The sequence below is a fragment of the Azospirillum griseum genome (assembly GCF_003966125.1).
Taxonomy (GTDB): Bacteria; Pseudomonadota; Alphaproteobacteria; order Azospirillales; family Azospirillaceae; genus Azospirillum; species Azospirillum griseum.
In genome coordinates, this window is record NZ_RXMA01000027.1 from 1 (window position 1) to 26912 (window position 26912).

19 protein-coding genes are annotated in these 26912 nt (G+C 65.8%); 8 read left to right on the forward strand and 11 right to left on the reverse strand.

The genetic code is table 11. The features are described 5' to 3' along the window. The 3 genes from EJ903_RS21250 to EJ903_RS21260 form a co-directional block, all read right to left on the reverse strand. Nucleotides 1–649, reverse strand: a 649-nt coding sequence (locus EJ903_RS21250) for an NAD(P)(+) transhydrogenase (Re/Si-specific) subunit beta (RefSeq protein ID WP_148105293.1), incomplete at its 3' end; no start/stop codon positions are given. Between the two features lie 4 nt (nt 650–653). Continuing rightward, nucleotides 654–1070, reverse strand: a complete 417-nt coding sequence (locus EJ903_RS21255; RefSeq protein WP_126619227.1) for an NAD(P) transhydrogenase subunit alpha part 2 — start codon at nt 1068–1070, stop codon at nt 654–656. 23 nt (nt 1071–1093) lie between these two features. Further along, nucleotides 1094–2248 carry a Re/Si-specific NAD(P)(+) transhydrogenase subunit alpha gene (locus tag EJ903_RS21260; RefSeq protein ID WP_126619229.1) on the reverse strand — a complete coding sequence of 385 codons (1155 nt, stop codon included), beginning with the start codon at nt 2246–2248 and terminating at the stop codon, nt 1094–1096. 388 nt (nt 2249–2636) lie between these two features. Here EJ903_RS21260 and EJ903_RS21265 point away from each other — a divergent pair, with 388 nt between their 5' ends. Then, nucleotides 2637–2885 (forward strand): DUF2312 domain-containing protein, encoded by a 249-nt coding sequence (locus EJ903_RS21265; protein WP_126619231.1) that lies wholly within the window; start codon nt 2637–2639, stop codon nt 2883–2885. Nucleotides 2886–2923: 38 nt separating this feature from the next. On the opposite strand, the gene EJ903_RS21270 is transcribed toward EJ903_RS21265, so the two are convergent. Further along, nucleotides 2924–5146 (reverse strand): anthranilate synthase, encoded by a 2223-nt coding sequence (locus tag EJ903_RS21270; protein WP_126619233.1) that lies wholly within the window; start codon nt 5144–5146, stop codon nt 2924–2926. Between the two features lie 609 nt (nt 5147–5755). On the opposite strand from EJ903_RS21270, the gene EJ903_RS21275 reads away from it, so the two are divergent. Continuing rightward, nucleotides 5756–6724, forward strand: a complete 969-nt coding sequence (locus EJ903_RS21275; protein ID WP_126619235.1) for a tripartite tricarboxylate transporter substrate binding protein — start codon at nt 5756–5758, stop codon at nt 6722–6724. A gap of 66 nt (nt 6725–6790) precedes the next feature. Here the strand turns inward: EJ903_RS21275 and EJ903_RS21280 are convergent, their stop codons facing one another. Next, entirely contained in the window at nt 6791–7438 is a 648-nt protein-coding gene (locus EJ903_RS21280) for a hypothetical protein (protein WP_126619237.1), read from the reverse strand. 369 nt (nt 7439–7807) lie between these two features. Here EJ903_RS21280 and EJ903_RS21285 point away from each other — a divergent pair, with 369 nt between their 5' ends. After that, nucleotides 7808–11326, forward strand: coding sequence for an indolepyruvate ferredoxin oxidoreductase family protein (locus tag EJ903_RS21285; RefSeq protein WP_126619239.1), 3519 nt, complete (start codon nt 7808–7810; stop codon nt 11324–11326). Nucleotides 11327–11630: 304 nt separating this feature from the next. Next, nucleotides 11631–12890, forward strand: a complete 1260-nt coding sequence (locus tag EJ903_RS21290) for a lipase family protein (protein ID WP_126619241.1) — start codon at nt 11631–11633, stop codon at nt 12888–12890. 97 nt (nt 12891–12987) lie between these two features. On the opposite strand, the gene EJ903_RS21295 is transcribed toward EJ903_RS21290, so the two are convergent. Further along, complete coding sequence (locus EJ903_RS21295; RefSeq protein WP_246015813.1) at nt 12988–14673, reverse strand: methyl-accepting chemotaxis protein; 1686 nt, start codon at nt 14671–14673, stop codon at nt 12988–12990. 328 nt (nt 14674–15001) lie between these two features. Next, complete coding sequence (locus EJ903_RS21300; protein ID WP_246015815.1) at nt 15002–15691, reverse strand: GntR family transcriptional regulator; 690 nt, start codon at nt 15689–15691, stop codon at nt 15002–15004. Between the two features lie 88 nt (nt 15692–15779). Here EJ903_RS21300 and EJ903_RS21305 point away from each other — a divergent pair, with 88 nt between their 5' ends. The 3 genes from EJ903_RS21305 to EJ903_RS21315 are packed head-to-tail and all read left to right on the forward strand — an operon-like array spanning nt 15780 to nt 19036. Next, nucleotides 15780–16712 (forward strand): dihydrodipicolinate synthase family protein, encoded by a 933-nt coding sequence (locus EJ903_RS21305; RefSeq protein WP_126619245.1) that lies wholly within the window; start codon nt 15780–15782, stop codon nt 16710–16712. Between the two features lie 32 nt (nt 16713–16744). After that, nucleotides 16745–17992: an NAD(P)/FAD-dependent oxidoreductase gene (locus EJ903_RS21310; protein ID WP_126619247.1), complete on the forward strand. Its 1248-nt coding sequence runs from the start codon at nt 16745–16747 to the stop codon at nt 17990–17992. 30 nt (nt 17993–18022) lie between these two features. Further along, nucleotides 18023–19036: a 4-hydroxyproline epimerase gene (locus EJ903_RS21315; protein ID WP_126619249.1), complete on the forward strand. Its 1014-nt coding sequence runs from the start codon at nt 18023–18025 to the stop codon at nt 19034–19036. Nucleotides 19037–19150: 114 nt separating this feature from the next. On the opposite strand, the gene EJ903_RS21320 is transcribed toward EJ903_RS21315, so the two are convergent. Then, nucleotides 19151–21094 (reverse strand): PAS-domain containing protein, encoded by a 1944-nt coding sequence (locus EJ903_RS21320; RefSeq protein WP_246015817.1) that lies wholly within the window; start codon nt 21092–21094, stop codon nt 19151–19153. Nucleotides 21095–21324: 230 nt separating this feature from the next. On the opposite strand from EJ903_RS21320, the gene EJ903_RS27030 reads away from it, so the two are divergent. Next, nucleotides 21325–21798, forward strand: coding sequence for a hypothetical protein (locus EJ903_RS27030; protein ID WP_158627967.1), 474 nt, complete (start codon nt 21325–21327; stop codon nt 21796–21798). Nucleotides 21799–21881: 83 nt separating this feature from the next. On the opposite strand, the gene EJ903_RS21330 is transcribed toward EJ903_RS27030, so the two are convergent. From EJ903_RS21330 to EJ903_RS21340, 3 genes are read right to left on the reverse strand one after another with little or no spacing between them, the layout of a single operon-like run. Beyond that, nucleotides 21882–24998 (reverse strand): efflux RND transporter permease subunit, encoded by a 3117-nt coding sequence (locus EJ903_RS21330; protein WP_126619253.1) that lies wholly within the window; start codon nt 24996–24998, stop codon nt 21882–21884. Further along, complete coding sequence (locus EJ903_RS21335) at nt 24995–26233, reverse strand: efflux RND transporter periplasmic adaptor subunit (RefSeq protein WP_126619255.1); 1239 nt, start codon at nt 26231–26233, stop codon at nt 24995–24997. The genes EJ903_RS21330 and EJ903_RS21335 overlap by 4 nt, the downstream gene beginning before the upstream one ends. Further along, nucleotides 26230–26901, reverse strand: coding sequence for a TetR/AcrR family transcriptional regulator (locus tag EJ903_RS21340; protein ID WP_126619257.1), 672 nt, complete (start codon nt 26899–26901; stop codon nt 26230–26232). Before EJ903_RS21340 ends, EJ903_RS21335 begins: the two co-directional genes overlap by 4 nt. Between the last annotated feature and the right edge of the window lie 11 nt (nt 26902–26912).

Here is a 26912-nt window from a genome sequence, read left to right on the forward strand (position 1 = left end):
AGATGACGACCGGCATGTCGGCCCCGCCGATCGGCAGGATCAGCAGGAAGCCCAGCGCCAGCGCCACGATGATGATCAGCCACATGGCGACGGTGGAGTTCGACTGCACCAGCCAGACGATCAGCAGCAGGCTCAGCACGCCGAGCGCCGCGTTCAGCGGGTGCTGCATCGGGAAGACCAGCGGCTTGCCCGTCACCAGCCCTTGCAGCTTGGCAAAGGCGACGATGGAGCCGGTGAAGGTGATCGCACCCACCGCCGTGCCCAGCGCCATTTCGATCAGCGACCCCTTGGCGATCGCCCCGGCGCTGCCGATGCCATAGGCTTCCGGCGAATAGAAGGCGGCCAACGCCACGAAGACGGCGGCCAGACCGACCAGCGAGTGGAAGGCGGCGACGAGCTGCGGCAGCGCCGTCATCTCGATCTTCTTGGCGACGACGTAGCCGATGGCCCCGCCGATGGCGATGCCCAGCACGATCAGCCAATAGGATTGGACGATGGGCGAGGCCAGCGTGGTCAGGATGGCGATGGTCATGCCGACCATGCCGTAGATGTTGCCCTGCCGCGAGGTTTCCGGGCTGGACAGGCCGCGCAACGCCATGATGAAGCAGATCGACGCGACCAGATAGAGAAGAGCGGACAAGGTTTCCATGGTCTTACTTGCCCTTCTTCTTGAACATGGACAGCATACGCTGCGTCACCAGGAAGCCGCCGAAGATGTTGACGCTGGCCAGAATCACGGCCAGGAAGCCCATCACCTTGGAAAAGCCGAACCCGGCGGGTCCGGCGGCGACCAGCGCGCCGACGATGATGACCGACGACACCGCGTTGGTGACGGCCATCAGCGGCGAATGCAGGGCGGGCGTCACCCGCCACACCACGTAATAGCCAACGAAGCAGGCCAGCACGAGAACGGTCAGGCCGGTGACGAAGAAGCTGCCATGCCCGGCGGCCTCGGCGGCGGGGTGCGCCGCGCTGGCGACCTGGGTGGCCAGCAGATCGGCCTGCTGGCCAAGAGCCGCCACTTGCGCCTTGAGATCGGCGACCCGGGCGGCGAGTTGGTTCTGATCCATGCGGAAGGTCTCCTCGAAGCCGCTCAACCGGCGAAGGCGGGATGGATGACGGCCCCGTCGCGGGTCAGCGCGATGGCCTTCACGATCTCGTCGTCCCAATTGACGGTGATGCCCTTCTCCTTGTCGTTCAGCGCCGTCAGCAGCGCCAACAGGTTCTTGGCGTAGAGCAGCGAGGCGGACTCGGCGATGCGGCTGGGGTAGTTGGCGTGGCCGACGATCTTCACCCCGTTGGCGGTGACGACCGTTTCGCCCAGTTTGGAGCCTTCGACGTTGCCGCCCTGCTCCACCGCCAGATCGATGATCACCGACCCCGGCTTCATCGAGGCGACATGCTCCGCCGTCACCAGGATCGGGGCCTTGCGGCCCGGAATCAGCGCGGTGGTGATGACGATGTCCTGCTTCTTGATGTGCTCGGCGACCAAAGCGGCCTGCTGGCGCTTGTAATCGTCGCTCATCTCCTTGGCGTAGCCGCCGGCGGTTTCGGCCTGCTTGAACTCGTCGTTCTCCACGGCGACGAAGCTGCCGCCCAGCGACTGGACCTGCTCCTTCACCGCCGGGCGCACGTCGGTCGCCGACACGATGGCCCCCAGCCGCTTGGCCGTGGCGATGGCCTGCAAGCCCGCCACACCCACGCCCATGATGAAGGCGCGCGCGGGCGGAACGGTTCCGGCGGCGGTCATCATCATCGGAAAGGCCCGGCCATACTCCGTCGCCGCGTCCACCACCGCCTTGTACCCGGCGAGGTTGGCCTGCGACGACAGCACGTCCATCACCTGCGCGCGCGTGATGCGCGGCATGAACTCCATGGCAAAGGCGTTCACGCCCGCTGCGGCGTAGGCCTTCACATGGTCGCGGCTGTTGTGCGGGTTCAGGATGGCGAACAGCAGCGCGCCCTTTTTCAGCAGCGCCAGCTCATCCACCCCGTCCGACCCTTCCCCCGAGAGGAGCGGACGTTGCACCTTCAACACGATGTCGGCCCCGGCCAGCGCCGACGCCGCATCGGCGGCGATCGTCGCGCCAGCGGCCTCAAACGCGGCGTCGGGAAGGCTGGAGCCAAGACCGGCACCGCTTTCCACCACCACATCAAGCCCGAGCCCCTTCAACTTCTTCACCGTTTCCGGTGACGCGGCAACGCGGAGTTCTCCCGCACGTCGCTCCTTGGGTATGGCGACTTTCATTATGTCCAACTCCCCTGCCTCGAACACGCCGATTCCTGGAGATCGGCATTGACCGTCCGTACACATGACGGATTTGTCTGACCTTGTGAAGTCAAACACTGTGATGGTACTACCAGCCAATTCACCGCATCGCAACAAAGAGAATGGGCGTCTTGCCGATAAGTATCATTGTTTCCACAGAACCAAGAAACCGGGACATACAAGAACCTTCTGTTCTATTGTCAGCCGGTTCGGAGACCCAGGGCGCGACACTGCGCCGCACACCGATGGCCGCACCATCGAACCATCGGTGCGCGCCGACTTTGGAATCGGCCGCTTGCCATTCGGCCCGCCCGCCGATATCGTCCGCCCCCGTTCCCAAATGTTCTCTTTTCCTGGTGAGGTTCCCATGTCCGATGTCGGCGGCATTGCGGCGGATCGTCTGAAATCCTTTGTCGAGCGCATCGAGCGTCTGGAAGAGGAAAAGAAGGGTCTGCAAGAGGACGTGAAGGAGGTCTACGCCGAGGCCAAGGGCACCGGTTTCGACACCAAGATCATCCGCCAGATCATCCGCCTGCGCAAAATGGACAAGGCCGACCGTCAGGAGCAGGAAGCCCTGCTCGACCTCTACAAGGAAGCGCTCGGCATGATCGAGTGAGGGACGCGACCAGCGCCCCTCCCCCATCGCTCAACCAATCACGCCGCTTTCGCCACCGCCCGCCCGGCCAACCGGGTCATCACGTTGCCGATCAGGGCTAGGCCGTGCCCGCCCGCCAGCGTCAGGATGGATTCCGGGTGGAATTGAACGGCGGCGACCGGCAGGTCGCGGTGTTCCAGGGCCATGATGCGGCCATCCTCGGTTTCCGCCGTCACCTCCAGGGCGGCGGGCAGACTGTCCCGGCGGGCCACCAGCGAGTGGTAACGGCCCACCGGCAGCCGATCCGGCAGCCCGGCGAACAGGCCGCCAGCGGCCAGCACCCGCAGATCGGACGCCTTGCCGTGCATCGGCGCGTCGGTGTCCAGCGCCCCGCCGAAGGCTTCGGCGATGCCCTGCAAGCCCAGACACACGCCGAAGACCGGAACCCCCCGATCCAGCGCCGCGACCAGCGTCCCGGCCACGTCGAAATCCTCCGGCCGCCCCGGTCCGGGGGACAGAACCAGCAGATCGGGCGGATCCTCGCACAGGGCCGCGCGAGCGTGGGTGTGCCGCAGAGTCGTCACCCGCGCCCCGGTCTGGCGGAAATAATCGGCCAGCGTGTGGACGAAGCTGTCGTCGTGATCGACCAGCAGCACCCGCTTGCCCAGCCCGCAGCGCGCCAGCACCGGCGGAATCGCCACCGCCACCGGCTTGACCACCCCGCGCACGGCGTCGCGGAAGGCGGCGGCCTTCAGGCGGCATTCGGCGTCCTCGGCGTCGGGGTCGCTGTCGGCCAGCAGGGTGGCCCCGGCGCGGATGAAGGCGACGCCGTCCACCATGCGGATGGTGCGCAGAGTCAGGCCGGTGTCCATGCCGCCGTCGAAGCCGATGCGGCCGAAGGCCCCGCCGTACCAGCGGCGCGGCGACTTCTCGTTGTCTTCCAGAAACTGCATGGCCCAACGCTTGGGCGCGCCCGTGACCGTCACCGCCCAGGTGTGGGTCAGGAACGCGTCGAGCGCGTCGAAGCCGTCGCGCAAGCGGCCCTCCACATGATCGACGGTGTGGATCAGGCGGGAATACAGCTCGATCATCCGCCGCCCGATCACCCGCACCGATCCCGGTTCGCACACCCGCGCCTTGTCGTTGCGGTCCACGTCGGTGCACATGGTCAGTTCCGCCGAATCCTTGGCCGAATTCAGCAAGGTCAGGATCTGCGCCGAATCGGCCAGCGCGTCCGCCCCACGCGCCACCGTGCCGGAGATCGGGCAGGTTTCCACCCGTCCCTGCCCCGCCCGCCCCGTTCCGCCAACCCGCACATACATTTCCGGGCTGGCCGCGACCAGAAACTCCCCCTGCCCCAGATTGATGAGCGCCTCGTACGGGGCCGGGTTGGCGGCGCGCAACCGCCGGAACACGGTGGCCGGGCTGTCGGCGCAGGGTTCGGCGAAGGTCTGGCCGGGAACCACCTCGAACAGGTCGCCACGCCGGAACGCCGCCTTGGCGGTGTCCACGACGCGCTGATACTCGCCGGGGGCGTGATCGGCTTCCGCCGGGGCGTTGGTGTCGGGCCGGTAGGGGCTGCGGCGGCCAAGCCGCGCCAGGCCCTGGGTGCTGCACCCGTCCACGGTGAACTCATAGCGGAATCGGCGGGCCACCCCGGCGACCGGATCGAGCGCCACCACCTCGTCCGGCAGATACAGGACCAGATCGCGTTGGTCGTCGGGCCGCTCCAACCTCAACCGGATCGGTTCGAATTGAAAGGCAAGGTCATAGGCGAACGCCCCATACAGCCCCAACACCGGATCCTCCGGCGCGGAGAACGCGGCGATCAGCGCGCGCAGCACCGAAAAGACCGATGGCTGGCGGCTGCGCTCCTCCTCTGGAAAGGGCGCGGCGGCGCGGCGGGTCAGGGCGGTGACACGGCCCGGCGCGCGCTCCACCCCGACCAGCGCCTCCAACCCCTCCAGCGCCCGTTCCACCACCGGCAACAGCACCCGCCCGCGCGCGTTCAAGGCGTCAACCCGCACACTGCGCCCGCGCGCCGTCACCGCCAGCGGCGGATCGACAAAGCCCAGCGCATGGCGGCGGTAACGGCCCGGAGCCTCCACCCCGCTGGACAGCAACAGGCCGCGCCGGTCGTCGAGGGCGGCGATCAGCGGCTCCAGCGCGTCGGTCGGTGCCAACGGCTCGGACGAGCGGGAAACCAGCACCCCGCCAGCGGTCTGGTAAGTCAACGGATCAAGATGGCGGGGATCGGCAAGCGGAAAGTCGGAAGCGAACATGGGGGACTCCGGCGGTCTGGCTGTGGGGCGATCTGTTGTGCGATCCGCACCACCCGGAGTTCCCGTTCGTACCCTTGATTCGTCCTGCACCAACGAAAAAGGCCGCCCCGGAACACCGGGCGGCCTTTGATTGTACGCTCTGTCAGCGCGCGCAACGGTTTGGCCTACCCGATATGGATGGGCCACCACCAACGACGAGAGAGGGGCATTGACAGTGCGTTCATGCAGACATTGGGCCACACCATCGCCTTGGTTGTCAAGGTCAACCCCAATTGCGCGCCCTTCGAATCGCGGGAATACTGACTGGACATATCCGTAAGGACTTTTTAACGTTTTCTTCCACATACGCACAGCGCGTGCGTGCCATTGAAAGAAAATCATGCCCGTCGCTCAGAATGCGTCAAAGGAGGCGAGCATGCTTGAACATTCGATTCATCGAATACAGAAAAAGCGCGAGCCGCTTCGGGACAGCACCACCAAAAGCAGCTTGCTCAAATGTTGTTGTTTCTCCATTTAAATTTAATGCAAAAATTTTCATCATTCGCCTATAATTGTAAAAATCGCAGCAAATTGCAGGAGCATTGACCCTGCAAGGATGGGGAGCTGAACATGCGTGATCGCCTGCGTCGGATGGTGCTGTTGATCGGCGCTCTTGCCAGCCTGCCGCTTGCCGCGCGGGCGGAGTATCCGGACCATCCCATCACCATGATCGTGGCCTATGGTGCGGGCGGGCAGACCGACATCACCGCGCGATCGCTGGCTCCCTTTATCGAAAAGCATTTGGGAAACGGTGCCCGCGTCATAACGGTGAACAAACCAGGCGCGGGCGGAGAAATTGGCTTCGCGGCTTTGGCCGACGCCAAGCCCGACGGCTACACCATCGGCTTCATCAACACCCCGACGATTCAGACGATCCCGATCGAGCGGCGCGCCCGCTTCACGCTCGACCGCCTGACCCCACTGGTCAACATCATCGAGGATCCGGGCGTCATCATCGTGCGCAACGACAGCCCCTACAAAACGCTGTCGGATCTGGTCAATCACGCAAAGGCCAACCCGCTGAAGGTCAGCATCGCCTCAACCGGCGTCGGATCGGACGATCATCTGGCGATCCTGGCTCTGCAGCGTCAATCCAAAGCCCAGTTTCTCCACATCCCCTTCACCACCAGCATCGACAATTACCGATCCATGCTGAACGGCAACACCGCCGCATCGGCCACCAACATTGCTGAGGCGCTGCGCGGCGTGCAATCCGATCCGGTCCGTGTGCTGGGAATCATGGCAACCGCGCGTTCACCGATGGCTCCGTCGGTCCCAACCTTTCAGGAGTTGGGATACAACATCGTGATGGGGTCAATGCGCGGGCTGGCGGCACCGCAAGGTCTTCCCGACGAGATCAAGACCAAGCTGGTGGATGCCATTTTCAAGGCCGCAAACGACCCAGGCTTCCGCAAGGTTGCGGAAGAAACCTTCCAGCCCCTGCACATCCTCGAACCCAATGAATTCACGGTTGAGCTGCATCGGGGCGACGATGAATTCCGTCAGCTCTGGACGGAAGCGCCTTGGCTGGCACGGTGATCCGCACCGGCTCAGCGTCTCGACCACCCCCGCTTTCCCACGACAGGAGCGTCGCAGGCAAACGCATCATCGGCGGTGAGGCGTTTGCAGGGAGCTGGCCGTCTGGCCGATCGCCGCGCGAAACAGAGTCCAGGCCGTAGGGCACAGTCCCGCCGCCGCCAACGCGCCAACCACCGCATCGGGCCACGGGTCAACCAACAGCCACACCCCCGCCAATCCGACCAACCCCGCCGTTTGTGGCAGAAGGTCGCCACGCGCGCACAACCAGATCGACCGCAGCGACAGCGCGCCACGCCGTCCGGCAAACAGCACCGTTGCCATGGACAGGCTGACCCCCATCGCCGCGAGAAGGGCCAAACTGGCCACAGGCGCGTCAGGCGGCTCGAATCCCGCAACCGTCCGCCCGGCAACCACAACCACGCACAACACCGCTGCGGCCAACCCCACGCCGTGAAGCAGCGACAACCGCGCCCGCGCGTCCGACGAACGGCCCATCGTCGCCAGCATCACGCCATGGGTGGCCGCGTGATTCAAGGCCAGCACCGCCGACGCCCACAGCGCCACCGCCTGCGTCCGGGCGGCAACGATCAACAGGAACGCGCCCAACGCCGCGCTGACCAGCATGGCCGTGCGCAGGGTCCGACGGAAATCCGCCGAGCCACTCCCCTGCCGACCACCACCCCCACACGCACCGCCGCCACAGCCGCCGTCCATGATCCGACTCCCTCCTGTTCGCTGCCTGTCAAGATAGGCGCTCCTGGCGATGCAGTCCAATTTTATTAGATTTTTCTGATTTACTGGAGTCGGCTTGCACCACCCTCCCAATTGTCCGAGTCACCCTCCATATTCACGGAGGATGGATGCCCTGGGTTCCAGGCCGAGAGCGGGAATGTCCGCAAGGAAGGCGTTTCCATACGGTCCGTTACGGAAGACCCTTGGTTGCCGGATGTTCGTTGCTTTTTGCGGATCGGCCGCTTTGGGGCGTGGACACATACGACAGCCTTTATTACCTTTTTGCGTGTCGAACAGAACGGCGATCCAGCAATAAAGCCCGACCGCCGACGCTTGAAAGGGATGGGGACGATGGCTCTGGCACCGGTGTCACTGGCAAACGTGTCGCTTGACGACAAATACGCGCTGGACGAAGGGCGCGTTTACCTCACCGGCACTCAAGCGTTGGTGCGCCTGCCGATGTTGCAGCGCCAACGGGATCTGGCGGCCGGCCTGAACACCGGCTGTTTTATTTCGGGTTATCGCGGCTCGCCCTTGGGCGGTTTCGATCAAAATCTGTGGAACGCCCGGAAATTTTTGGAAAAGAACCACATCCGTTTCCAACCCGGCGTGAACGAGGAGCTGGGGGCGACCGCCGTGTGGGGCAGCCAACAGGTCGGCATGTTCAAGGGGGCCAAATACGACGGCGTCTTTGCCATGTGGTACGGCAAGGGGCCGGGCGTGGACCGCTCCGGCGACGTGTTCAAGCACGCCAACGCGGCGGGAACCTCCAAACACGGCGGCGTGCTGGTGCTGACCGGTGACGACCACAATTCCAAATCCTCGACCTTCCCGCACCAGTCCGAACACGCCTACATGCATTCGATGATTCCGGTGCTGAATCCGTCGGGCGTTCAGGAGATTTTGGATTACGGCCTGATCGGCTGGCAGATGAGCCGTTTTTCCGGCTGCTGGATCGCGATGAAGACCATCGCGGAAACGGTGGACACCTCGGCGTCGGTCACCATCAACCCGCAGCGCGTCAACCCGATCATCCCCGCCGATTTCCCCATGCCCGCCGGGGGCCTGAACATCCGTTGGCCCGATCCGCCGCTGGAGCAGGAACACCGGCTGATGAAGCACAAGCTTTACGCCGCCCTCGCCTTCGCCCGCGCCAACAAGCTGGATCAGGTGGTGATGGCCAGCCCGCGCCCGCGCTTTGGCATCGTCACCACCGGCAAGAGCTACCTCGACGTTCGTCAGGCCTTTGACGAGCTGGGCATCAGCGAGGAGATGGCGGCCGATTGGGGCATCACCGTCTACAAGGTCGGCATGCCCTGGCCGCTGGAACGCGACGGCGTGCGCCACTTCGCCGAAGGGCTGGAGGAGATCGTCGTTGTCGAGGAAAAGCGCGCGGTCATCGAAAACCAGTTGAAGGAACAGCTTTACAACTGGAACCCCGACGTCCGCCCGAAGGTGGTCGGCAAGTTCGACGAAGGCGGGGACTGGATCCTGCCCAGTGCCGGTGAACTGTCGCCCGCGCAGATCGCCGTGGTGATCGGGCGGCGGTTGCAGCGCTTCATCGACAACGAGAATCTCGCCAACCGCATCGCCTTCCTCGACGCCCAGGAAAAGCAGAAGGCCCACGCCGCCCGCGTGATCCGCAAGCCGACCTTCTGTTCGGGCTGCCCGCACAACACCTCCACCGTGGTGCCGGAAGGCAGCCGCGCGCTGGGCGGCATCGGCTGCCATTACATGGCGACCTGGCTGGACCGCAAGACCGACACCTTCACCCAGATGGGCGGTGAAGGTGTGCCGTGGGTGGGTCAGGCTCCCTTCACCGACGAAACCCACATCTTCGCCAATCTGGGCGACGGCACCTATTTCCATTCCGGCATCCTGGCGATCCGCCAGTCGATCGCCGCCAAGGTCAACATCACCTACAAGATCCTGTTCAACGACGCCGTCGCCATGACCGGCGGCCAGCCGTTCGACGGGACCCAGACCGTGCAATCCATCGCCCACACCCTGCGGGCGGAGGGCGTGACCCGCATCACCGTCGTCACCGACGAGCCGGAGAAATACGGCATCGGCAGCGGCCTGCCGCAATACACCACGGTCGAACACCGCGACGACCTGGACCGCGTGCAAAAGGAGCTGCGCGAGGTCGCCGGGACCAGCGTCCTGATCTACGACCAGACCTGCGCCACCGAAAAACGCCGCCGCCGCAAGCGCGGCAAGATGGTCGATCCGGCCAAGCGCGTGGTCATCAACGAGCTGGTGTGCGAGGGCTGCGGCGATTGCTCGGCCAAATCCTCCTGCGTGTCGGTGACGCCGCTGGAAACCGAATTCGGCCGCAAGCGGCAGATCGATCAATCCTCCTGCAACAAGGATTTCTCCTGCACCAAGGGCTTCTGCCCCAGCTTCGTGACGGTCGAAGGCGGCAAGCTGCGCAAACCCACCCCCGCCGCCGCCAAGGCGGTGGACGGCAGCCCCCTGCCCGCCCCCACCCTGCCCAGCTTTGACAAGACCTGGGGCCTGTATGTGACCGGCGTCGGCGGGACCGGCGTCGTCACCATCGGCGCGCTGCTGGGCATGGCCGCCCACATCGAGGGCAAGGGCGTCGGCGTGCTCGACATGACCGGTCTGGCGCAAAAGGGCGGGGCCGTGACCAGCCACATCCGCATCGGGCGGACGCCGGAGGACATCCATTCCGTCCGCATCGCGGCGGGCGGGGCCGACGCGGTTCTGGGCTGCGACATCGTCGTCGCGGCGGCGGGCGACGGCTTGTCAAAGATGCGGTCGGGCCACACCCGCGCCGTGGTCAACACGCACGACGCCATCACCGCCGACTTCATCAAGCAGCCGGACATGGTGATCCCGGTCCGCGATCTGGTCGGTGACATCCGCAAGGCCTGCGGCGGCGACGCCATGGTCGATGCGCTGGACGCCACCCGTCTGGCCACCGCGCTGCTGGGCGACAGCCTGTACGCCAACCCCTTCCTGATGGGCTACGCCTGGCAAAAGGGCCTGATCCCGTTGAGCGAGGCGGCGATCCTGAAGGCCATCGAGCTGAACGGCGTGGCGGTCAAGCTGAACCTGGACGCCTTCCAGTGGGGCCGCCGCGCCGCCGTGGACCGCGCCAGCGTCGAGGCCGCCGCCACCCCGCCCGCCCCGGTGGAGGTCGGCGGAGCCTCGCTGCTGCTCGACCAGCGCCGCGCCTCCACCAGTCTGGAGGAGGTCATCGACCGCCGCAGCCGCTTCCTGACCGATTACCAGGACAGCGCCTACGCCGCCCGTTACCACGCCCTGGTCGATTGGACCCGGCGGATCGAGGGCCAGAAGGTTCCGGGTTCCACGGTGCTGACCGAGGCCGTCGCCCGCGCCCACTTCAAGCTGCTGGCCTACAAGGACGAGTATGAGGTCGCCCGCCTCTACACCGACAGCGGTTTCCTGGAAAATCTGAATCGCCAGTTCGAAGGCGATTGGAAGCTGACCTTCCACATGGCCCCGCCGGTGATGGGCGAGGTTGGCGAGGATGGCGGCGAGCCGAAGAAGAAGACCTTCGGCCCCTGGATGCTGCCGGTCCTGCGCCTGCTGGCCAAGGGCAAGCGCCTGCGCGGCACCCGGTTCGACCCGTTCGGCCGCACCGAGGAGCGCCGCCAGGAGCGCCAGTTGATCGCCGAGTATGAAGCGGTGATGGGCGAGGTTCTGCACAGCCTGACCGCCGACACGCTGGCCCTGGCCGTGGAGATCGCCAGCCTGCCGATGGAGATGCGCGGCTACGGCCCGGTGAAGGCCCGCAACGTCACCACCGCCAAGACCAAGGAAGCCAAGCTGCTGGCCCGCTTCCGCAACCCGGTCACGGCGCAGGCGCTGGCGGCGGAGTAATTCCATCACCTGAACACCGCGCAGCGGGGCGGAGGATCGGTCTCCTCCGCCCCTTTTGCATCAGAAGGTTGATCCGATAACAATACCGCAGCCCAAACAGGTTAGAATTTTACTTTAGGTTGTTTGCTCATTCGAAATCATACCTTTGTTTGCGCCACTGTTTCATCTTGTTTCAATTGAATCCAATTCAAACATCTTGATTTTTTCGCTCAATCTTACGTGATTATCTTTCGTATCGTGCGACTCGGTTGAAAAACTGCACGGCCACACACGGCCTCACCAGATCATCCGGGAGAATCACGCCATGACCACCGCAACGCCGTTCCCCCTGCTTCAGCAGGTGTTCTCGCTGTCCATGTGGTCCAACACCGCGGCCAAGACGAAGGACAGCACCCCGTCCGCCCTGGGTGGCATCCTCTACACGAATTTCACCGACAAGCAGTCAACCTACTCCGCCTATGTGCCCGATTGGTCGATTGTCTGGGGGCCTGCCGTGTTCACCGCAGGGGACAGCGGCAACAGCCTGGTCAGCGAAGCCGGCATCCTGATGCCGAAGAACAGCACCGGGATGGCCGACAACGCGATTCTCGTGGCGCACAACGCCACCAGCAACACCTACGTCGTCGCCATCGCCGCCACCAATCCGCAATCGGTCTATGACTGGTTGAACGAGGATTTCCAGACCGACAGCGCGGTCCCCTTCAACCCGGTCGGAGCTCCCCTGGACCCGTCCGTCACCTACGGCAACATTTCGGCGGGCACAAAGCTGGGCATCACCATTCTGCAAAACCTGATGCCACAGGCCGCGCCGAAAGACGGCCCCACCATTCCCGAGATCGGTGTCACGCTGCAAAGCTATCTGGCCAGCGTGGCATCGACCGACGCGACGCTGATTTTCACCGGCCACAGCCTGGGCGGCGCGCTCTCCCCAACCCTGGCCTTCAGCCTGTACCCGTCAAAGACCGCGCAAGCGGTCTGGGAACGGGTTCTGGTCCTGCCGACCGCCGGGGCGACTCCGGGGGATGGCACCTTCGCCACCGCCTTCAACACCGTTTTTCCGACCTATGTCGATCCGAACAGCACGACCCTGCCCAACACCTTCAACAACGATCTGTGGAACAGCTACGACGTGGTTCCGCACGCCTGGGATCATCTGCAAGGCAACAGCTTCCCGACCTACGTCGCGCCGCCCCCCGACGCGCTGAAACTGATCAAACCCTGCATCTACGGCCATTTGATCCTGGGGGCTGCGGAAACCATCCCGGCTTTGGTCAACACGGCGGTCAACCACGCGGCCAAGGCGGGCGTCACCTACACGCCGATTCAAAACATCGAATTGCCGGGTGCCACGGTGAACACCGACATCGCCACCGTGATCGGTTTCGTCACCACGCTGATTGAACAGCATGTCGGTGCCTACTTTGACCTGATCGGCGTGTCGGCGATCCACGATGACCAGACCAGCTTCTGGCAGGAGGTGATCGTTCTCGTCATCAACGACCTGTTCCCGGGTCTGCTGCCCAACCCGGTCAACCCGCCGACGGACGCCAACGCGACGGCGTGACCCGCTGCCAAGCCCTTATCGGCCTCCCATCGGGCCAAGACCGCGTCTTGACCCGATGGGAGCGTCGATCCCTGAGCGGCCTTCCCGAGCGACCGCGTCAGCCCGCGCGGATGCCGCTGATGAAGCGGTCCATCTGGCGGGTCAGCGCTTCGGATTGGGCCAGCAGGTCGGCGGCGGCGGCCTGGACCTGGGCGGCACCGGTGCCGGTTTCCCCGGCCATCTTCTGCATCCCCGACACGTTGCTGACCACCTCCTGCGCGCCGTGCGAAGCCTGCTGGACGTTGCGGGCGATTTCGCGGGTGGCCGCCCCCTGCTCCTCCACCGCCGAGGCGATGGTGGTGGCGGTCTGGTTGACGCTGGTGATCGATCCGCTGATGCCGTCGATGGCGCTGACCACCGACCGGGTGGCGGATTGGATGGTCCCGATCTGGGTGCTGATTTCCTCGGTCGCCTTGGCGGTTTGACCGGCCAGCGCCTTCACCTCGTTCGCGACGACGGCGAAGCCCTTGCCCGCTTCCCCGGCGCGCGCGGCCTCGATGGTCGCGTTGAGCGCCAGCAGGTTGGTTTGGCTGGCAATCGCGTTGATGAGGTTGACCACGTCGCCGATCTTGCTGGCCGCCGCCGTCAACCCATCGACGATCTCCGCCGTGCGGCGGGTCTCGTCCACCGCCTTGCGGCTGAGATCGGCCGAGCGCGTGACCTCGGCGCTGATTTCCTGAATGGAGGACGCCAACTGTTCGGCGGCGGCGGCGACGATCTGGATGCCCGACCCGGCGTCGGACGCGGCCCGCAAGGTGACGTCGGATTGCCCGGTGGCGCGGTTGGCGATGTCGGCCAGGACCGACGAGGTCGAACGCAATTGCCCGGCCTGCGCGGCCACGCCATCGACGATGGACTTGATTTGCGTTTCAAAGCCATCGGCCAGCGCCAGCATGCCTTGGCGGCGCTCCTGTTCGGCGCGGGCCTGGGCCTGCTCGCTGTCCTGGCGCAAGGCGCTCATCGACAGGCTGTTGTCCTTGAAGACCTGGACCGCCTTGGCCATGTCGCCGATTTCGTCCCGACGGTCCGCACCCTCGACCAGGATCGAGACGTCGCCACCGGCCAGACCGCGCATTCCCTTGGCCAGATCGGTGATCGGGCGGGTGATCGCCTTGCCCAAACACAGCGACGCCAGCAGCATCACCGCCACGACCATGGCGATGACGATCAATTGCTGTTGCAGTTCGGCGGCAAAGGCCGCGTCGATGTCGTCCACATAGACGCCCGACGCAATGACCCAATCCCACGGAGCGAACAGCGCGTCGTAGGAGATTTTCTGGAACAGCGCGGTCCCGCCATTCGGTTTTGTGAAACGGTAGGTCGTGTAACCGCCGCCCGCCTGCGCGTTGGCGATCTGGTGCCGCAGGAAGGCAAAGCCGTCGGAATCCTTTTCATCCAGGCGGAGCTTGCCTTCCAACTCCTTGCGCGTCCCATGGACCTCGGTCACGCCCTTGGTGTTGTAGATGAAGAAATAATCACCCTTGCCATAGCGCAGCGCGCGGATCGTGCTCTTGGCCCGCTCCTTGGCTTCCGCCTCCGGCAAGGTCCCGTTTTGCGCTTCGCGATGGTAGTATGTTGCGATGCTGACCGCAGTCTCGACGACATTTCGGACAGATGATTTTCTGTCCTCCACCATCGCCCCCTTCAAATTGATCATGTTGTAATAAATGATCGCGAAGGTGCACAGCAGGATCAAGGCCACCAAGGCCATGATCTTTTTGGTGATGCTCAGATTCTTCAGCACAGTCAAACTCTCCGCCTGGGGGCGCCCATGTGGTTTTTTTGCAAGAAATGCTTGTTTGGGCGCGGCGACCGTTGCCAAATCCTGACCAGTCGATCAAGGAAAAAGGCGGCGATGTGTGCAGATCGTGCACACGCCCACGCAACCATGAGCGAAACAGCGTCAACACAGGGCGGAAAACGTCACAAGATTGCCGCAGCCTTCGGTTGGACGCGCAACTGTTATGAAGGGACCGCAGAGCGCACGCGCGACCCTATACGTCTAGCCCACGACTCGGGAATGACGGGATCCGACAAGGTCGGATGAACCGGACGGTTGAGCGGGTAGAGGCTCACTCCAACGGGACCGCCGCCCCCAGAACCGGGGCGATGAAGCGCTGGAGTTGGCCGACGATCTGGCGGGCGTGGTCGCCGCCCTGGCGTTCGGCGGTGTCGGCGTCGCCCGCCTCGATCACCGCGATCATCGCGTCGTGTTCGCGCACGAACTCTTGCGGCAGCGAGTCCTGATAGCTGCGGTAATACAGCCGCAGCAGGCGCATGCCGTCGTTCAGCAACCGTTCGAACAGGTCGGTGTAATAGCGGTTCCCCCCGGCCTGCGCGATGGCCAAGTGAAAATTGCGGTTGCTCTCCAGCATGGCGATGGCGTCGGACGCGGCGACGGCGGCGGCGAACTCCGCCTGGGCGGCGCGCATCCGCGCCAAATCCTCCGGCTTGCGGCGCAGCGCGGCCAGACGGCCGGTGACGCGGTACATCAGCGTCAGCGCGTCGAGGTAATGCGGCACGCTTTCAAAATCCAACGCCGTCACCACCGTGTTGCGGTTGGGCAGCGTCGTCGCCAACCCATCGGCGACCAGCTTTTGCAACGCCTCCCGCACCGGGGTGCGCGACATGCCGAAGCGGGCCGACAGGTCCGTTTCGTCCAACGCGGCACCGGGGGCCAACGACATGTTGAGAATGTCGGCCTTCAGCGCGTCGTAGATCTTTTGCGGGCCGCCGCCGCGCCGGGGGGGATCGTTCGTCATACCCATCTTCTTAACTTGACGGCGCGTCCATTTCAAATATACAAATTGGATACAAATACTCACCCCCCCCGGACAGGAGTTCACCCGCATGGATCCGCGCCAACGCTGGAAGGGGGTTTTCCCCGCCGTCACCACCCAGTTCCGCGATGATTTCTCGCTGGACACGGCGGCCACCGCCAAGGTCATCGGCGCGTTGATCGATGATGGCGTGTCGGGCCTGATCGTCGGCGGCACGGTGGGCGAGAACACCGCCCTGACCCTGGCGGAAAAGCAGGAGCTGGTGGAAACGGCGGTGGCGGTGTCGGCGGGCCGGGTTCCGGTGATCGTCGGCGTGGCCGAATACACCACCGAGCTGGCCGCGACGACGGCGCGGATGGCGGCCAAGGCCGGGGCGCATGGGTTGATGGTGCTGCCCGCCATGGTCTATCCGGCCAAGCCGCGCGAAACGCTGGCGCATTTCCGGGGCGTGGCGGCGGCGACCGACCTGCCGATCATGCTCTACAACAACCCGCCCGCCTACCGCACCGACGTGACGCCGGTGATGCTGGCCACCCTGGCCGATGTGGACACCATCGTGGCGTTCAAGGAATCCTCGGGCGACACCCGGCGCATCGTCGATGTCCGCAACATGACCGGCGACCGCTTCATCCCGCTGTGCGGCCTGGACGACGTGGTGTTGGAAAGCGTGCTGCTGGGCGCGGTCGGCTGGATTTCCGGCATGTCGAACATCTTCCCGCGCGAAGGGGAGACGCTGTTCCGGCTGGCCCGCGACCGTCGCCTGGACGAAGCGCTGCCGATCTATGACTGGTTCATGCCGTTGCTCCATCTGGACGCCCGCGCCGATCTGGTGCAGAGCATCAAGCTGGCCGAACACATCGCCGGGCGCGGCGGCCTGCTGACCCGTCCACCCCGCCTGCCGCTGGAAGGGGCCGAGCGCGACGAGGTCGAAGCCATCGTCCGCAAGGCGCTGGCCACCCGCCCGGTCCTGCCCGACGTCGGCCTGCCGCCGCTGAAGGCCTGATCGCACCACTCGGTTTGAGGAGACCACCCGTCATGCGCATCGCCGTCGTCGGAGGGGGCGTCATCGGCGTCACCATCGCCCATGCCCTGCTCGACGGCGGCCATGCGGTGACGATCATCGACCGCGAGGGCTTCGGCGCGCAGGCGTCGGGCCGCAACGCCGGCTGGATCGCCCACGCCGACATCCTGCCGCTGGCCGGCCCCAAGGCGTGGCGCAACCTGCCGCGCTGGCTGTGCGACCCGCTGGGGCCGTTGACCATCCGCCCGGCCTATCTGCCCGCGATCCTGCCCTGGATGCTGCGCTTCGTCGCCGCGTCCAGCCCGCAGCGGATCGAGGCGTCCACCCACGCCATCGCCGCCCTGAACGGGGCCGCCCTGCCCGCCTGGAAACGGCGGCTGGCGGCGCTGGACCTGACCGACGCGCTGGTGGAGCGCGGTCAAGTGTCGGTCTGGAGCGACGCCAGCGCCTTTGCCCAGTTCCCGGCCCTGGCCAAACGCCAGCGGGATCTTGGCGTTCCGGTGCAGACCCTGACCGCGCCGGAGGTGGCGGAACTGGAACCCGCCTTTGGCCGCGCCGTCGCCAGCGGCTGGATCCAGGGGGGCGCACATTACCCAACGGTGCCGCACGTCACCGACCCCGCCGATCTGACCGAACGCCTGGGGCAACGGGCCGTCGCGCGCGGGGCTGAGGTCGTCACCGGTGCCGTGCAGTCCTTCGCCGCGCGCGGCGACGGGGTGAGCGTGCGCTTTGCCAACGGCACCGAACTGGCCGCCGACCGCGCCGTGCTGGCGCTGGGGGCATGGTCGAAGCCGCTGGCGGCGACGGCGGGCGACCGGGTGCCGCTCGACACCGAACGCGGCTACAACGTCACCACCACGGCGGGAACGCTCGGCCTGTCGCGCCCGGTGATGTATGAGGGGCACGGCTTCGTCACCTCCCCGCTCGCCTGCGGCGACCGCATCGGCGGGGCGGTGGAGTTCGCCGGGTTGGACGCCGATCCCAACTACGCCCGCGTGGACGCCCTGCTGGGCAAGCTGCGCCGCTTCCTGCCCGATCTGGGCGCGGTGGAGGGCGTGCGGCGGCTGTGCTTCCGCCCGTCGATCCCGGACAGCCTGCCGGTCATCGGCACCGCGTCCGCCATCCCGCAGGTGATCCACGCCTTCGGCCACGGGCATTATGGTTTGACACAGGCGGCGATCACCGCCGAACTGGTGGCGGCCCAGATCGACCGCCGCGCCCCGCCGCTGCCGCTCGACGCCTTTTCCCCGCAACGCTTCTGATCCCGGCCCGCCCGCGAAAGGTCCAACCCCATGGCCCGCCACAGCTTTTTCTGCATCGACGGTCACACCTGCGGCAACCCCGTCCGCGTCGTCACCGGGGGCAGCATCCCGGTGCTGAAGGGGGCGACCATGTTCGAGCGCCGCCAGGAGTTTCTGGCCGAGCATGATTGGATCCGGCTGGCGCTGATGTTCGAACCGCGCGGCCACGACATGATGTCCGGCTCCATCCTCTACCCGCCGACGCGGGAGGATTGCGACGTCGGTATCCTCTTCATCGAAACGTCGGGCTGCCTGCCGATGTGCGGCCATGGGACCATCGGCACCGTGACCACCATCATCGAACATGGTCTGGTCACGCCCAAGACGCCGGGCCTGCTGCGGCTGGACACCCCGGCGGGGCTGGTCGAGGCGCGCTATGTCCAGAACGGCCCCTATGTCGAGAGCGTCCGCCTGACCAACGTGCCGTCCTTCCTGCTGGGCCGGGGCTATGAGGTCGAGGTTCCGGGCCTGGGGACCATCACCGTCGATGTGGCGTTCGGCGGAAATTTCTACGCCATCGTCGAGCCGCAGCCCGGCTACGCCGACCTGTCGGACCTGCAACCGTCGCAGATCCTGGAGTATTCGCCCAAGCTGCGCGCCGCCTTCAACGCCCGCCACAGCATCGTCCACCCGACCAACCCGGCGCTGAACCGGCTGACGCATGTGCTGTGGACCGGCAAGCCGACCACGCCGGACGGAACCGCCCGCAACGCCGTCTTCTACGGCGACAAGGCCATCGACCGATCGCCCTGCGGAACCGGCACGTCGGCGCGCATGGCCCATCTGCACGCCCTGGGCCGTCTGGCCCCCGGGGAGGATTTCGTGCACGAGAGCATCATCGCGTCCAAATTCATCGGCCGGATCGAAGGCACGACCGAGGTCGGCGGCCTGCCCGCCATCATCCCGTCCATCGAAGGGTGGGCGCGCGTCACCGGTTACAACACCATTTTCGTGGATGACCGCGATCCTTATTGGAAGGGTTTCCAGGTCGCCGACGCGCTGTAACGCGCGCCATTCGCCACCCCTTCGCTGACGCTACGCGCAGGCCGCCGGTCACACACCGGCGGCCTGCGCTGCGTTTGCGCCGCGCCCCCGCGTCCTTGCGGGTCCGTCCGGGGGTCAGGCGGGCTTGATCCGCAAGGGAAAACGCAGGACGAAGCCGGTCCCCGGCCCATCCACCGACTCCAGCGTGATGGAGCCTTTCATCGTCGTCGTCATGATGTTGGCGCAAATGCTCAGGCCCAGGCCGCTGGCCCCGGCCCCGCGTTTGGTGGTGAAAAAGGGATCGAACACCCGGCTGCGCAGTTCCGGCGGAATGCCCTTGCCGGTGTCGCGGTAACGCATCGTCACCCAGCCGTTCGCCTCCGTCGCGTGCAGCCGGATTTCCCCCTCCTGCCCTTCGTCGAAGGCGTGAACCAGCGCGTTGATGACCAGATTGGACAGGACCTGCGCAAAGGAACCGGGATGGCCATCCACCTCCAGGCCGGGGGGAATGTCGATGCTCAGCGTCACCCGTGTCTTGCGCAGACGGGGGCGCAGGCTGAGCAGCACCTCGTCCACATAGGTGGCCAGATCAAAGGCGCGCCGTTCGCCGCTGGCCTGATCGACCGCCACCTGCTTGAAGCTCTGAACCAGATTCGCGGCGCGCTCGATGTTCGACAGGATCATCCGCGTGGTTTCCCACGCGACATCCAGGAACACTTGGAAATCGCTGCGCTTGACCCGGTTGCTGTCAAACAGCGCCCGGATTTTCCGCACCTCTTCGTCCAGATGAGAAATCGCGGTCAGCGTCACGCCGATCGGGGTGTTGACCTCATGCGCCACCCCGGCGACCAGCTGGGCCAGGGAGGCCATCTTCTCCGCCTGGATCAGGCTGGCCTGTGCGTCGCGCAACTCTTCTTCCGCCCGCTTGCGCGCGGTCACGTCCAGCGCAACGGTGACGATGTGCTGCACCTCGCCGTTGCGGTCGGTCAGCGGCATCTTGCTGGTCAGCCAGTCGCAGCGCACCCCGTTGGCGTCACGCCCGCTTTCCTCGAAGAACGGCACACCCTGCCCGGTTTCGATCACCAGACGGTTCAGATTCTCGGACCGCTCCGATGACGGTCCACGGTCTGGCACGGTCGGCGACTCGCCGTGGATGGCGCGGAAGGAGCGGTTTGAGTAGAGGATGACGCCGTTGCGGTCGCGCACGTCGATCAAGGCGGGCAGCGCGTCGATGACACCGGTCAGGATTTCCCGGCTGCGCCGCGCCTCCTCCTCCGCCCGCACCCATTTCGTGATGTCGGTGAAGGTGCGGAGCTGCCCGCCGTCGGGCTGCGGGACCACCCGCACCTCCATGATCCGCCCGTCATGCTGGTCGCGGGTGTACACGCACTCCTCATCCGGGCGGGCCGTGTGCTCAACGATGTAGTTGACCTTGGCCTCCAGATCATCACCCAGGTCGGGCGCATCGGGAGGAACCCGCAGCATGCCGGTTTTCAACTGATAGCGGACGCTGTCCTGCATTCGCGTGAAATGCGCCGCCGCCTCTTGCGGGATTCCCGTCAACTCCCACAGTCTTTTGTTGTGCGCCAGCGACACCAGATCGCGGTCGAACAGAACAAAGCCCTGATCGATGTTGTCGAGAATCAGACGAAGGGTTTCGCGCTTGTCCGCCAGCTCCGCTTCACCGCGCTTGCGGTCGGTGATGTCGATGTGGGTGCGGACGAATCCGCCATCCGGAAGCCGCCGTGTGCAGATTTCGAGAATTTGCCCTCCCGGACGGGAATGCTCGTGCCGCACCCGGTCGCTGGATTGGGCAAAGCGAACCATCTCTTCGACCTGGGCGTCGAAGTTGCACGGCCCGAACTCACCATGCTCGCACAGGCACCGGATGAAATCGGCGTAGGTCCTGAACCGCTCCCCCAGCGGCAAACCGAACATCGCCAGCACCGGGTCGTTGATCGCCACGATCGTGAGATCGGGGGCCACCATCATCACGCCCTGATCCATGTGCGCCATCAACAGCGACAGGCGGTCGGCCTCCGTCTTGGGCGCTGCGGCGATGGCGTCGGGCTGGAGCAAGGGAGGCGACCAAGAGCCGTTGGAGGAGGGGGGCGAAGATGTCTCAACGGTTGCAGTGTAACAGGCTCAACCCAGTCTGCCGAGAGGGCGCAAGATGCCGGGCGGGCGCAAAATGAATGGATGTCATATCAATTGCATTTATCTGGTATTTTAATGATTTGAGAACCCTTGCTCTGATAGGCTGTTTTGAGTCAGGAATCATCAGTCAACGCGAACGGATCCCGCCCCCCTTGTCCACGCTCCTCGCCCTGCCCTCGCCGTCATCAAGCGCGCAAAGCCCGTCCGGGCTGGCGAAGCTGCGGCAGATGCTGGCCAGCGACGCGGCGGCGGTGCAGCCGATTCGCCGTGTGCCGGGGGAAGAGGAACGCAGACGCTCCTCGTCCGATCAGCCGCTGTCGGCCACGGACGAGGCCCTGCGCCGGAGCGGGGAGACCGGAACCGACCAGACCCGCGCGACCAGCCGGACCACCGCCGGTGCCGCCAGCGGCTCCGCCGCCGCCGACAGCGCTGCCAGCAGCGGCCCGGTGTCACCAGGGCCACTGCCGCAGACCGCCCTGCCCAACGCCGGATTCGTGACACAGAGCCTGCATCAGGAAGTCGTCGGGCAGGGCCTGCACATCGAACCCTGGACCGAGGCCATCGACGCCTACCGCCGCGCCGATGCCGGTGTGAACACGCCGATGGTCACGCAGATCGCGGTGTAGAGCGGCCTTGCGACTCCACACAGCAAAACGGCGCCCCACCGGGGCGCCGTTTTCCACATCCCGATCAAACACGCCCCGACGAATCAGTCACCATCGGCGGTCGCCGGACCTTGCGGAGCCACCACCGTCGGCGCGCCGTGGATCAACCGGTGCACCAGATTGGCCAGATCCTCCATGTAGAGATACAGGGTCGGGGTGATGTAGAGCGTCAGGACCTGCGACACGCACAACCCGCCAACCACGGCCAAGCCAAGGGGCTGGCGCAGTTCCGCCGCCGCGCCATGCGCCATGGCGATGGGCAACGTGCCCATGATCGCCGCCATCGTCGTCATCATGATCGGGCGGAAGCGCAACACGCAGGCCTGTTCGATGGCGTCGCGCGCCGTCGATCCGCCGCGCCGCGCCTCGACCGCAAAGTCGATCATCATGATGGCGTTCTTCTTCACGATGCCGATCAGCATCAGAATGCCGATGATGGCGATGACGCTCAGTTCCTGGTTGAACACCAGCAGGGTGGCCAAGGCCCCAATCGCCGCCGACGGCAGACCCGACAGAATGGTCAGCGGGTGGACGAAGCTTTCGTACAGCACGCCCAACACGATGTAGATGACCAGCACCGCCGCGCTCAACAGCAGGGCCTGCCCCGCCTGGGCATCCTGGAACACCTGGGCGGTTCCGGCAAAGCCGGTGGACACGGTGGCGGGCAGACCCAGCTCGCGTTCGGTCCCCCGGATCATCTCCACCGCCTCGCCCAGCGACACGCCGGGAGCGAGGTTGAAGGACAGGGTCACGGCGGGCAACTGGCCCTGGTGATTGACCGCCAGCGGTCCGGCGGTGCGCTCCACCCGCGCGAAGGCGTCGAGCGGAACCAGCTTGCCCGTGGACGACCGCACATAGATGCGCGACAGGGCGCTGTCATCCTGCTGATACTTCGGCTCCAGCTCGATCAGCACCTGATAATCGTTGCTGGGGGTGTAGATGGTGGACACCTGCCGCTGACCGAAGGCGCTGTAGAGCGTGGAGCGCACCAGATCGACGCCGACCCCCAGCGTCGCCGCCTTTTCACGGTCGATGCGGACGAAGGCCTGCGGATTGTTCAGTTGCAGGTCGCTGGTCACGTCCTGAAGCTTGGGCATGGCCCGCAGGGAGCCTTCCAGCTTGGCCGACCATTGATACAGCTCGTCCAGATCCAGCGCCTGGATGGTGTATTGGTACAGGCTCTTGGACTGGCGGCCGCCGATGCGCAGATTCTGCACCGGCTGCATGTAGACCGCCATGCCGGGGATGCCGTTCACCTGGCGGCGGATCTGCTGGATGATCTCCGCCACCGGCGGGCGTTCGTCGCGCGGCTTCAGCACGATGAACATGCGGCCTTGGTTGCCGGTGTTGCCGCCCACGCCGACGGAGGAGGTGACATCCGCCACCGCCGGATGGGCCTGGATGATCGCCGCCACCTTCTGCTGCCGTTCGGCCATGGCCGGAAAGGCGATGTCGGCGGCGGCCTCGGTCGTCACCTGGATTTGCCCGATGTCCTCCGTCGGGAAAAAGCCCTTCGGCACCGCCTGGAACAGCATCACCGACCCGACCACCGTGCCGATCATCAGCAGCCCCATCAGGGGCCGGTGGCGCAGGGTCCAGCGCAGCGAGGCGGCGTAGCCGTTCAGCAGCAGGGTGAACCCGCCCTCCAGGATGCGCCCGAACAGATTCTCATCACCCGGCGCGTGGTGGGTCAGGAAGCGGGAGCACATCATCGGCGTCAGCGTCAGCGACACAAAGGCCGACGCGGCGATGGCCATCGTCACGACCATGGCGAATTCGTGGAACAACCGCCCGACCACCCCGCCCATCAGCAGGATGGGGATGAAGACGGCGACCAGCGACAGGGTGATCGACACGATGGTGAAGCCGATTTCGCGCGCGCCCTTGATCGCCGCCTCGAACGGCTTCATCCCCTCTTCCACATAGCGGACAATGTTTTCCATCATCACGATGGCGTCATCGACGACCAACCCGACGGCCAGCGTCAGCGCCATCAGCGAAATGTTGTCGATGGAATAGCCCATCATCTGCATGCCGCCCGCCGTGGCGATCAGCGAGATGGGAACCGCCAGCGCCGGAATCAGAGTCGCCGACAGCCGCCGCAGGAACAGGAAGATCACCAGCACGACCAGAACGATGGTCAGCGCCAGGGTGAATTGCACGTCCTCCACCGCCTCGCGGATCGACAGGGACCGGTCGTTGACGATCTTGATCGAGGCCGAGGCCGGAAGCTGGGCCTGGAAGGTCGGGATCAGGGCGCGAACGCGGTCCACCACCTCCACCGTGTTGGCGTCGGGCTGGCGTTGGACCGCCAGCATGATGGTGCGGGTCCCGTTCAGCCAGCTCGCCGTCCGGCTGTTCTCCACGCTGTCCAGCACCGTCGCCACGTCGCCCACACGCACCGGCGCGTTGTTGCGGTAGGCGATGATGAGGTCGCGGAAGGCGGCGGCGTTGGGAAGCTGCGGGTTGGCGGCGATGACCAGCTGCTGCCGGTCGCCGGTCAGCGTGCCGACCGGGGTGTTGGCGTTGGCCGCTGTCATCGCCTTTTGCAACTCGTCGATGCCGATGCCGCGCACGGCCAGCGCGTTGGGATCGACCTGGACGCGCACGGCGTATTTCTGCGAGCCGTAAATCTGCACCTGCGCCACGCCCTGCAAGGTGGCGACCTTGGGCTGGACGATGGTTTCGGCGATGTCGTTCAGCGCCGACAGTTGCAGGGTGGGCGAGTTCAACGAGATGAACAGGATGGGCTGATCGGCCGGGTTGACCTTGCGGTAACTCGGCGGCGTGGTCATTTCGGCGGGCAGGCGGCGCAGGGTGCGGGCGATGGCCGCCTGCACATCCGCCGCCGCCGCGTCGATGTCGCGTTCCAGCACGAATTGGATGGTGATCGACGTGTTGCCCAGCGTGCTGGACGAGGTGAGCGTGTCGATCCCGGCGATGGTGGAGAATTCACGCTCCAACGGGCTGGCGACCGACGCCGCCATGGTTTCCGGACTGGCCCCCGGCAAGCTGGCCGACACGCTGACCACCGGGAAATCCACGCGCGGCAGCGCGGCGGTGGGAAGCTGGCGGTAGGCGGCCAAACCGCCCAGGACCATCGCCGCCGTCAGCAGGATGGTCATGATCGGACGGCGGATGCATAGCTCCGAGAGATTCATGAGGCGCCTCCGCTGGCGGCGGGGGTGTCCGCCTTCTTCTTGCTGCCATCACCCGGCTTGTCGCCAACAGGCTTGTCACCCGCCGGTTTGTCACCGGCCGGCTTGTCGGCCCGCTCGGCGATCTTGGCGCCGGGATACAGGCGCGATTGGCCATCGACGACCACCCGGTCCCCGGCGGCCACGCCGCTGGTGATCACGGCGACGCCGTCCTGGCTGCGCGCCACCGTCACCGGGCGCACCTCCACCGTCTCGTCCGCCTTCACGGCGTAGACGAAACGGCCCTGCTGGCCGGTCTGCACCGCCGCGTCCGGCACGGTCAGCGCCGTGGGATCGACGCGCAGAGTCAGCACCGTGTCCACGAACTGGCCCGGCCACAGCCGGGTGTCGGTGTTGGGAAACTCACCCTTGACCAAAATGGTCCCGGTCTGTTGATCGACCTGGCTGTCGACAAAGCTGACGGTTCCCTCGGCGGGCGGCTGGGACGAGCCGGGGATCGCCGCCGTCACCTTCAGCGCGCCTTCGGTCAGCGCCCGGCGGATCGTCGGCAAATGGCGTTCGGGCACGTTGAACGACACGTTGATCGGGCGAAGCTGCGTCAGCGTCACCAGCGGGGCGGTGTCGGCGGCGCGCACCATGGTTCCGGTCTTGGCGTTGACGGTTCCGGTGCGCCCGGCCATCGGGGCGGTGATGCGGGTGAAGCTCAACGACACCTTGGCCGCTTCGATCGCGGCCAGATCGGCCTTGATCGTGCCCTCCAGCGCATCGGCGGTGGCGACCGCCGCGTCGTATTGGGTGCGGGAAATCGCGTTGGTGCGCACCAGTTCGCCATAGCGCCGGACGTCGCCCTTGGCCTTTTCCAGATTGGCGCGGTCGCGCTCCAGATTGGCTTCGGCCTGACGAAGCTGCGCTTCCAGGGACCGGGAATCGAGGGTGAACAGCGGTTCGCCCGCCTTCACCTCCTGCCCCTCGGCGAAATGGACGGTCTCGACCACCGTGTCGACCCGCGCCTTGATGGCGATGGCGGCGATGGGCTGGACCGACCCGATGGTCCCGATGCGTTCGGCGACCGGGCGGACCTCCGCCACGCGGGTGACGACCGGAACGCTGCGCGACGCGGGCGGGGCCGCCGCCTTGGCGGTCTGCGGTTCCCCCCCGAGCTTTTGCGTGTACCACACGCCCCCCGCGCCGATGGCGGCCAGCAGGGGCAGCAGGATGAGGATTCGTTTCGTGCTCACGTCGTCTGGCTCCCGGCTGGAATCGCGGCGGTGGCGGACAGGAAAGGACTCGCGGTGGCGCTTGGGGCGGTGGCAGTTGGGGCGGTGGCGGCGGTCAGGACCAGATCGAGAACCGCCTGTTCCAACGCCGCGCGCGGGCGGTCGCCCGCCATCATGATGGCCCCGCGCACCATGCCGATGATGAGGAAGGGGGTGACGTCGGTGTCGATGCGCCGGAACTCCCCGGCGGCCACCCCGTCGTCCAGAACCGACCGCAGGGCGGCGGCGGTCTGGGCGCTGCGGCGGCGCAGGATGCGGCGGGTGCGGTCGGCCAGATCGGATTGGTCGCCCCCCATCAGCTTCAGGGTGTGAAGCTGCTCGCTCAGCGTGTCGATCAAGGCCGCCACCATGACCCGCAGGCGCGAGGCCGCCGTTTCGACCGGCGGGGCGTGGGCGTTCAGCCGCGCCTCCATCCCGCCGAGCGCGCGCTCCAGCGACTCCAGATACAATTCTTCCTTGGAGGGGAAGTAACGGTAGAGCGTGGCCTTGCCCACCCCGGCCCGGCGCGCCACCTCGTCCACCTGGACGTCGGTGTAATCACGGCCTGCGAAGAGTTCGGACGCGGCGGTGAGGATCTCCTCCCGCCGCTTGGCACGCCAATCGGGTATGTTTTCCACGTCGAACGGCATAAAATGGAACC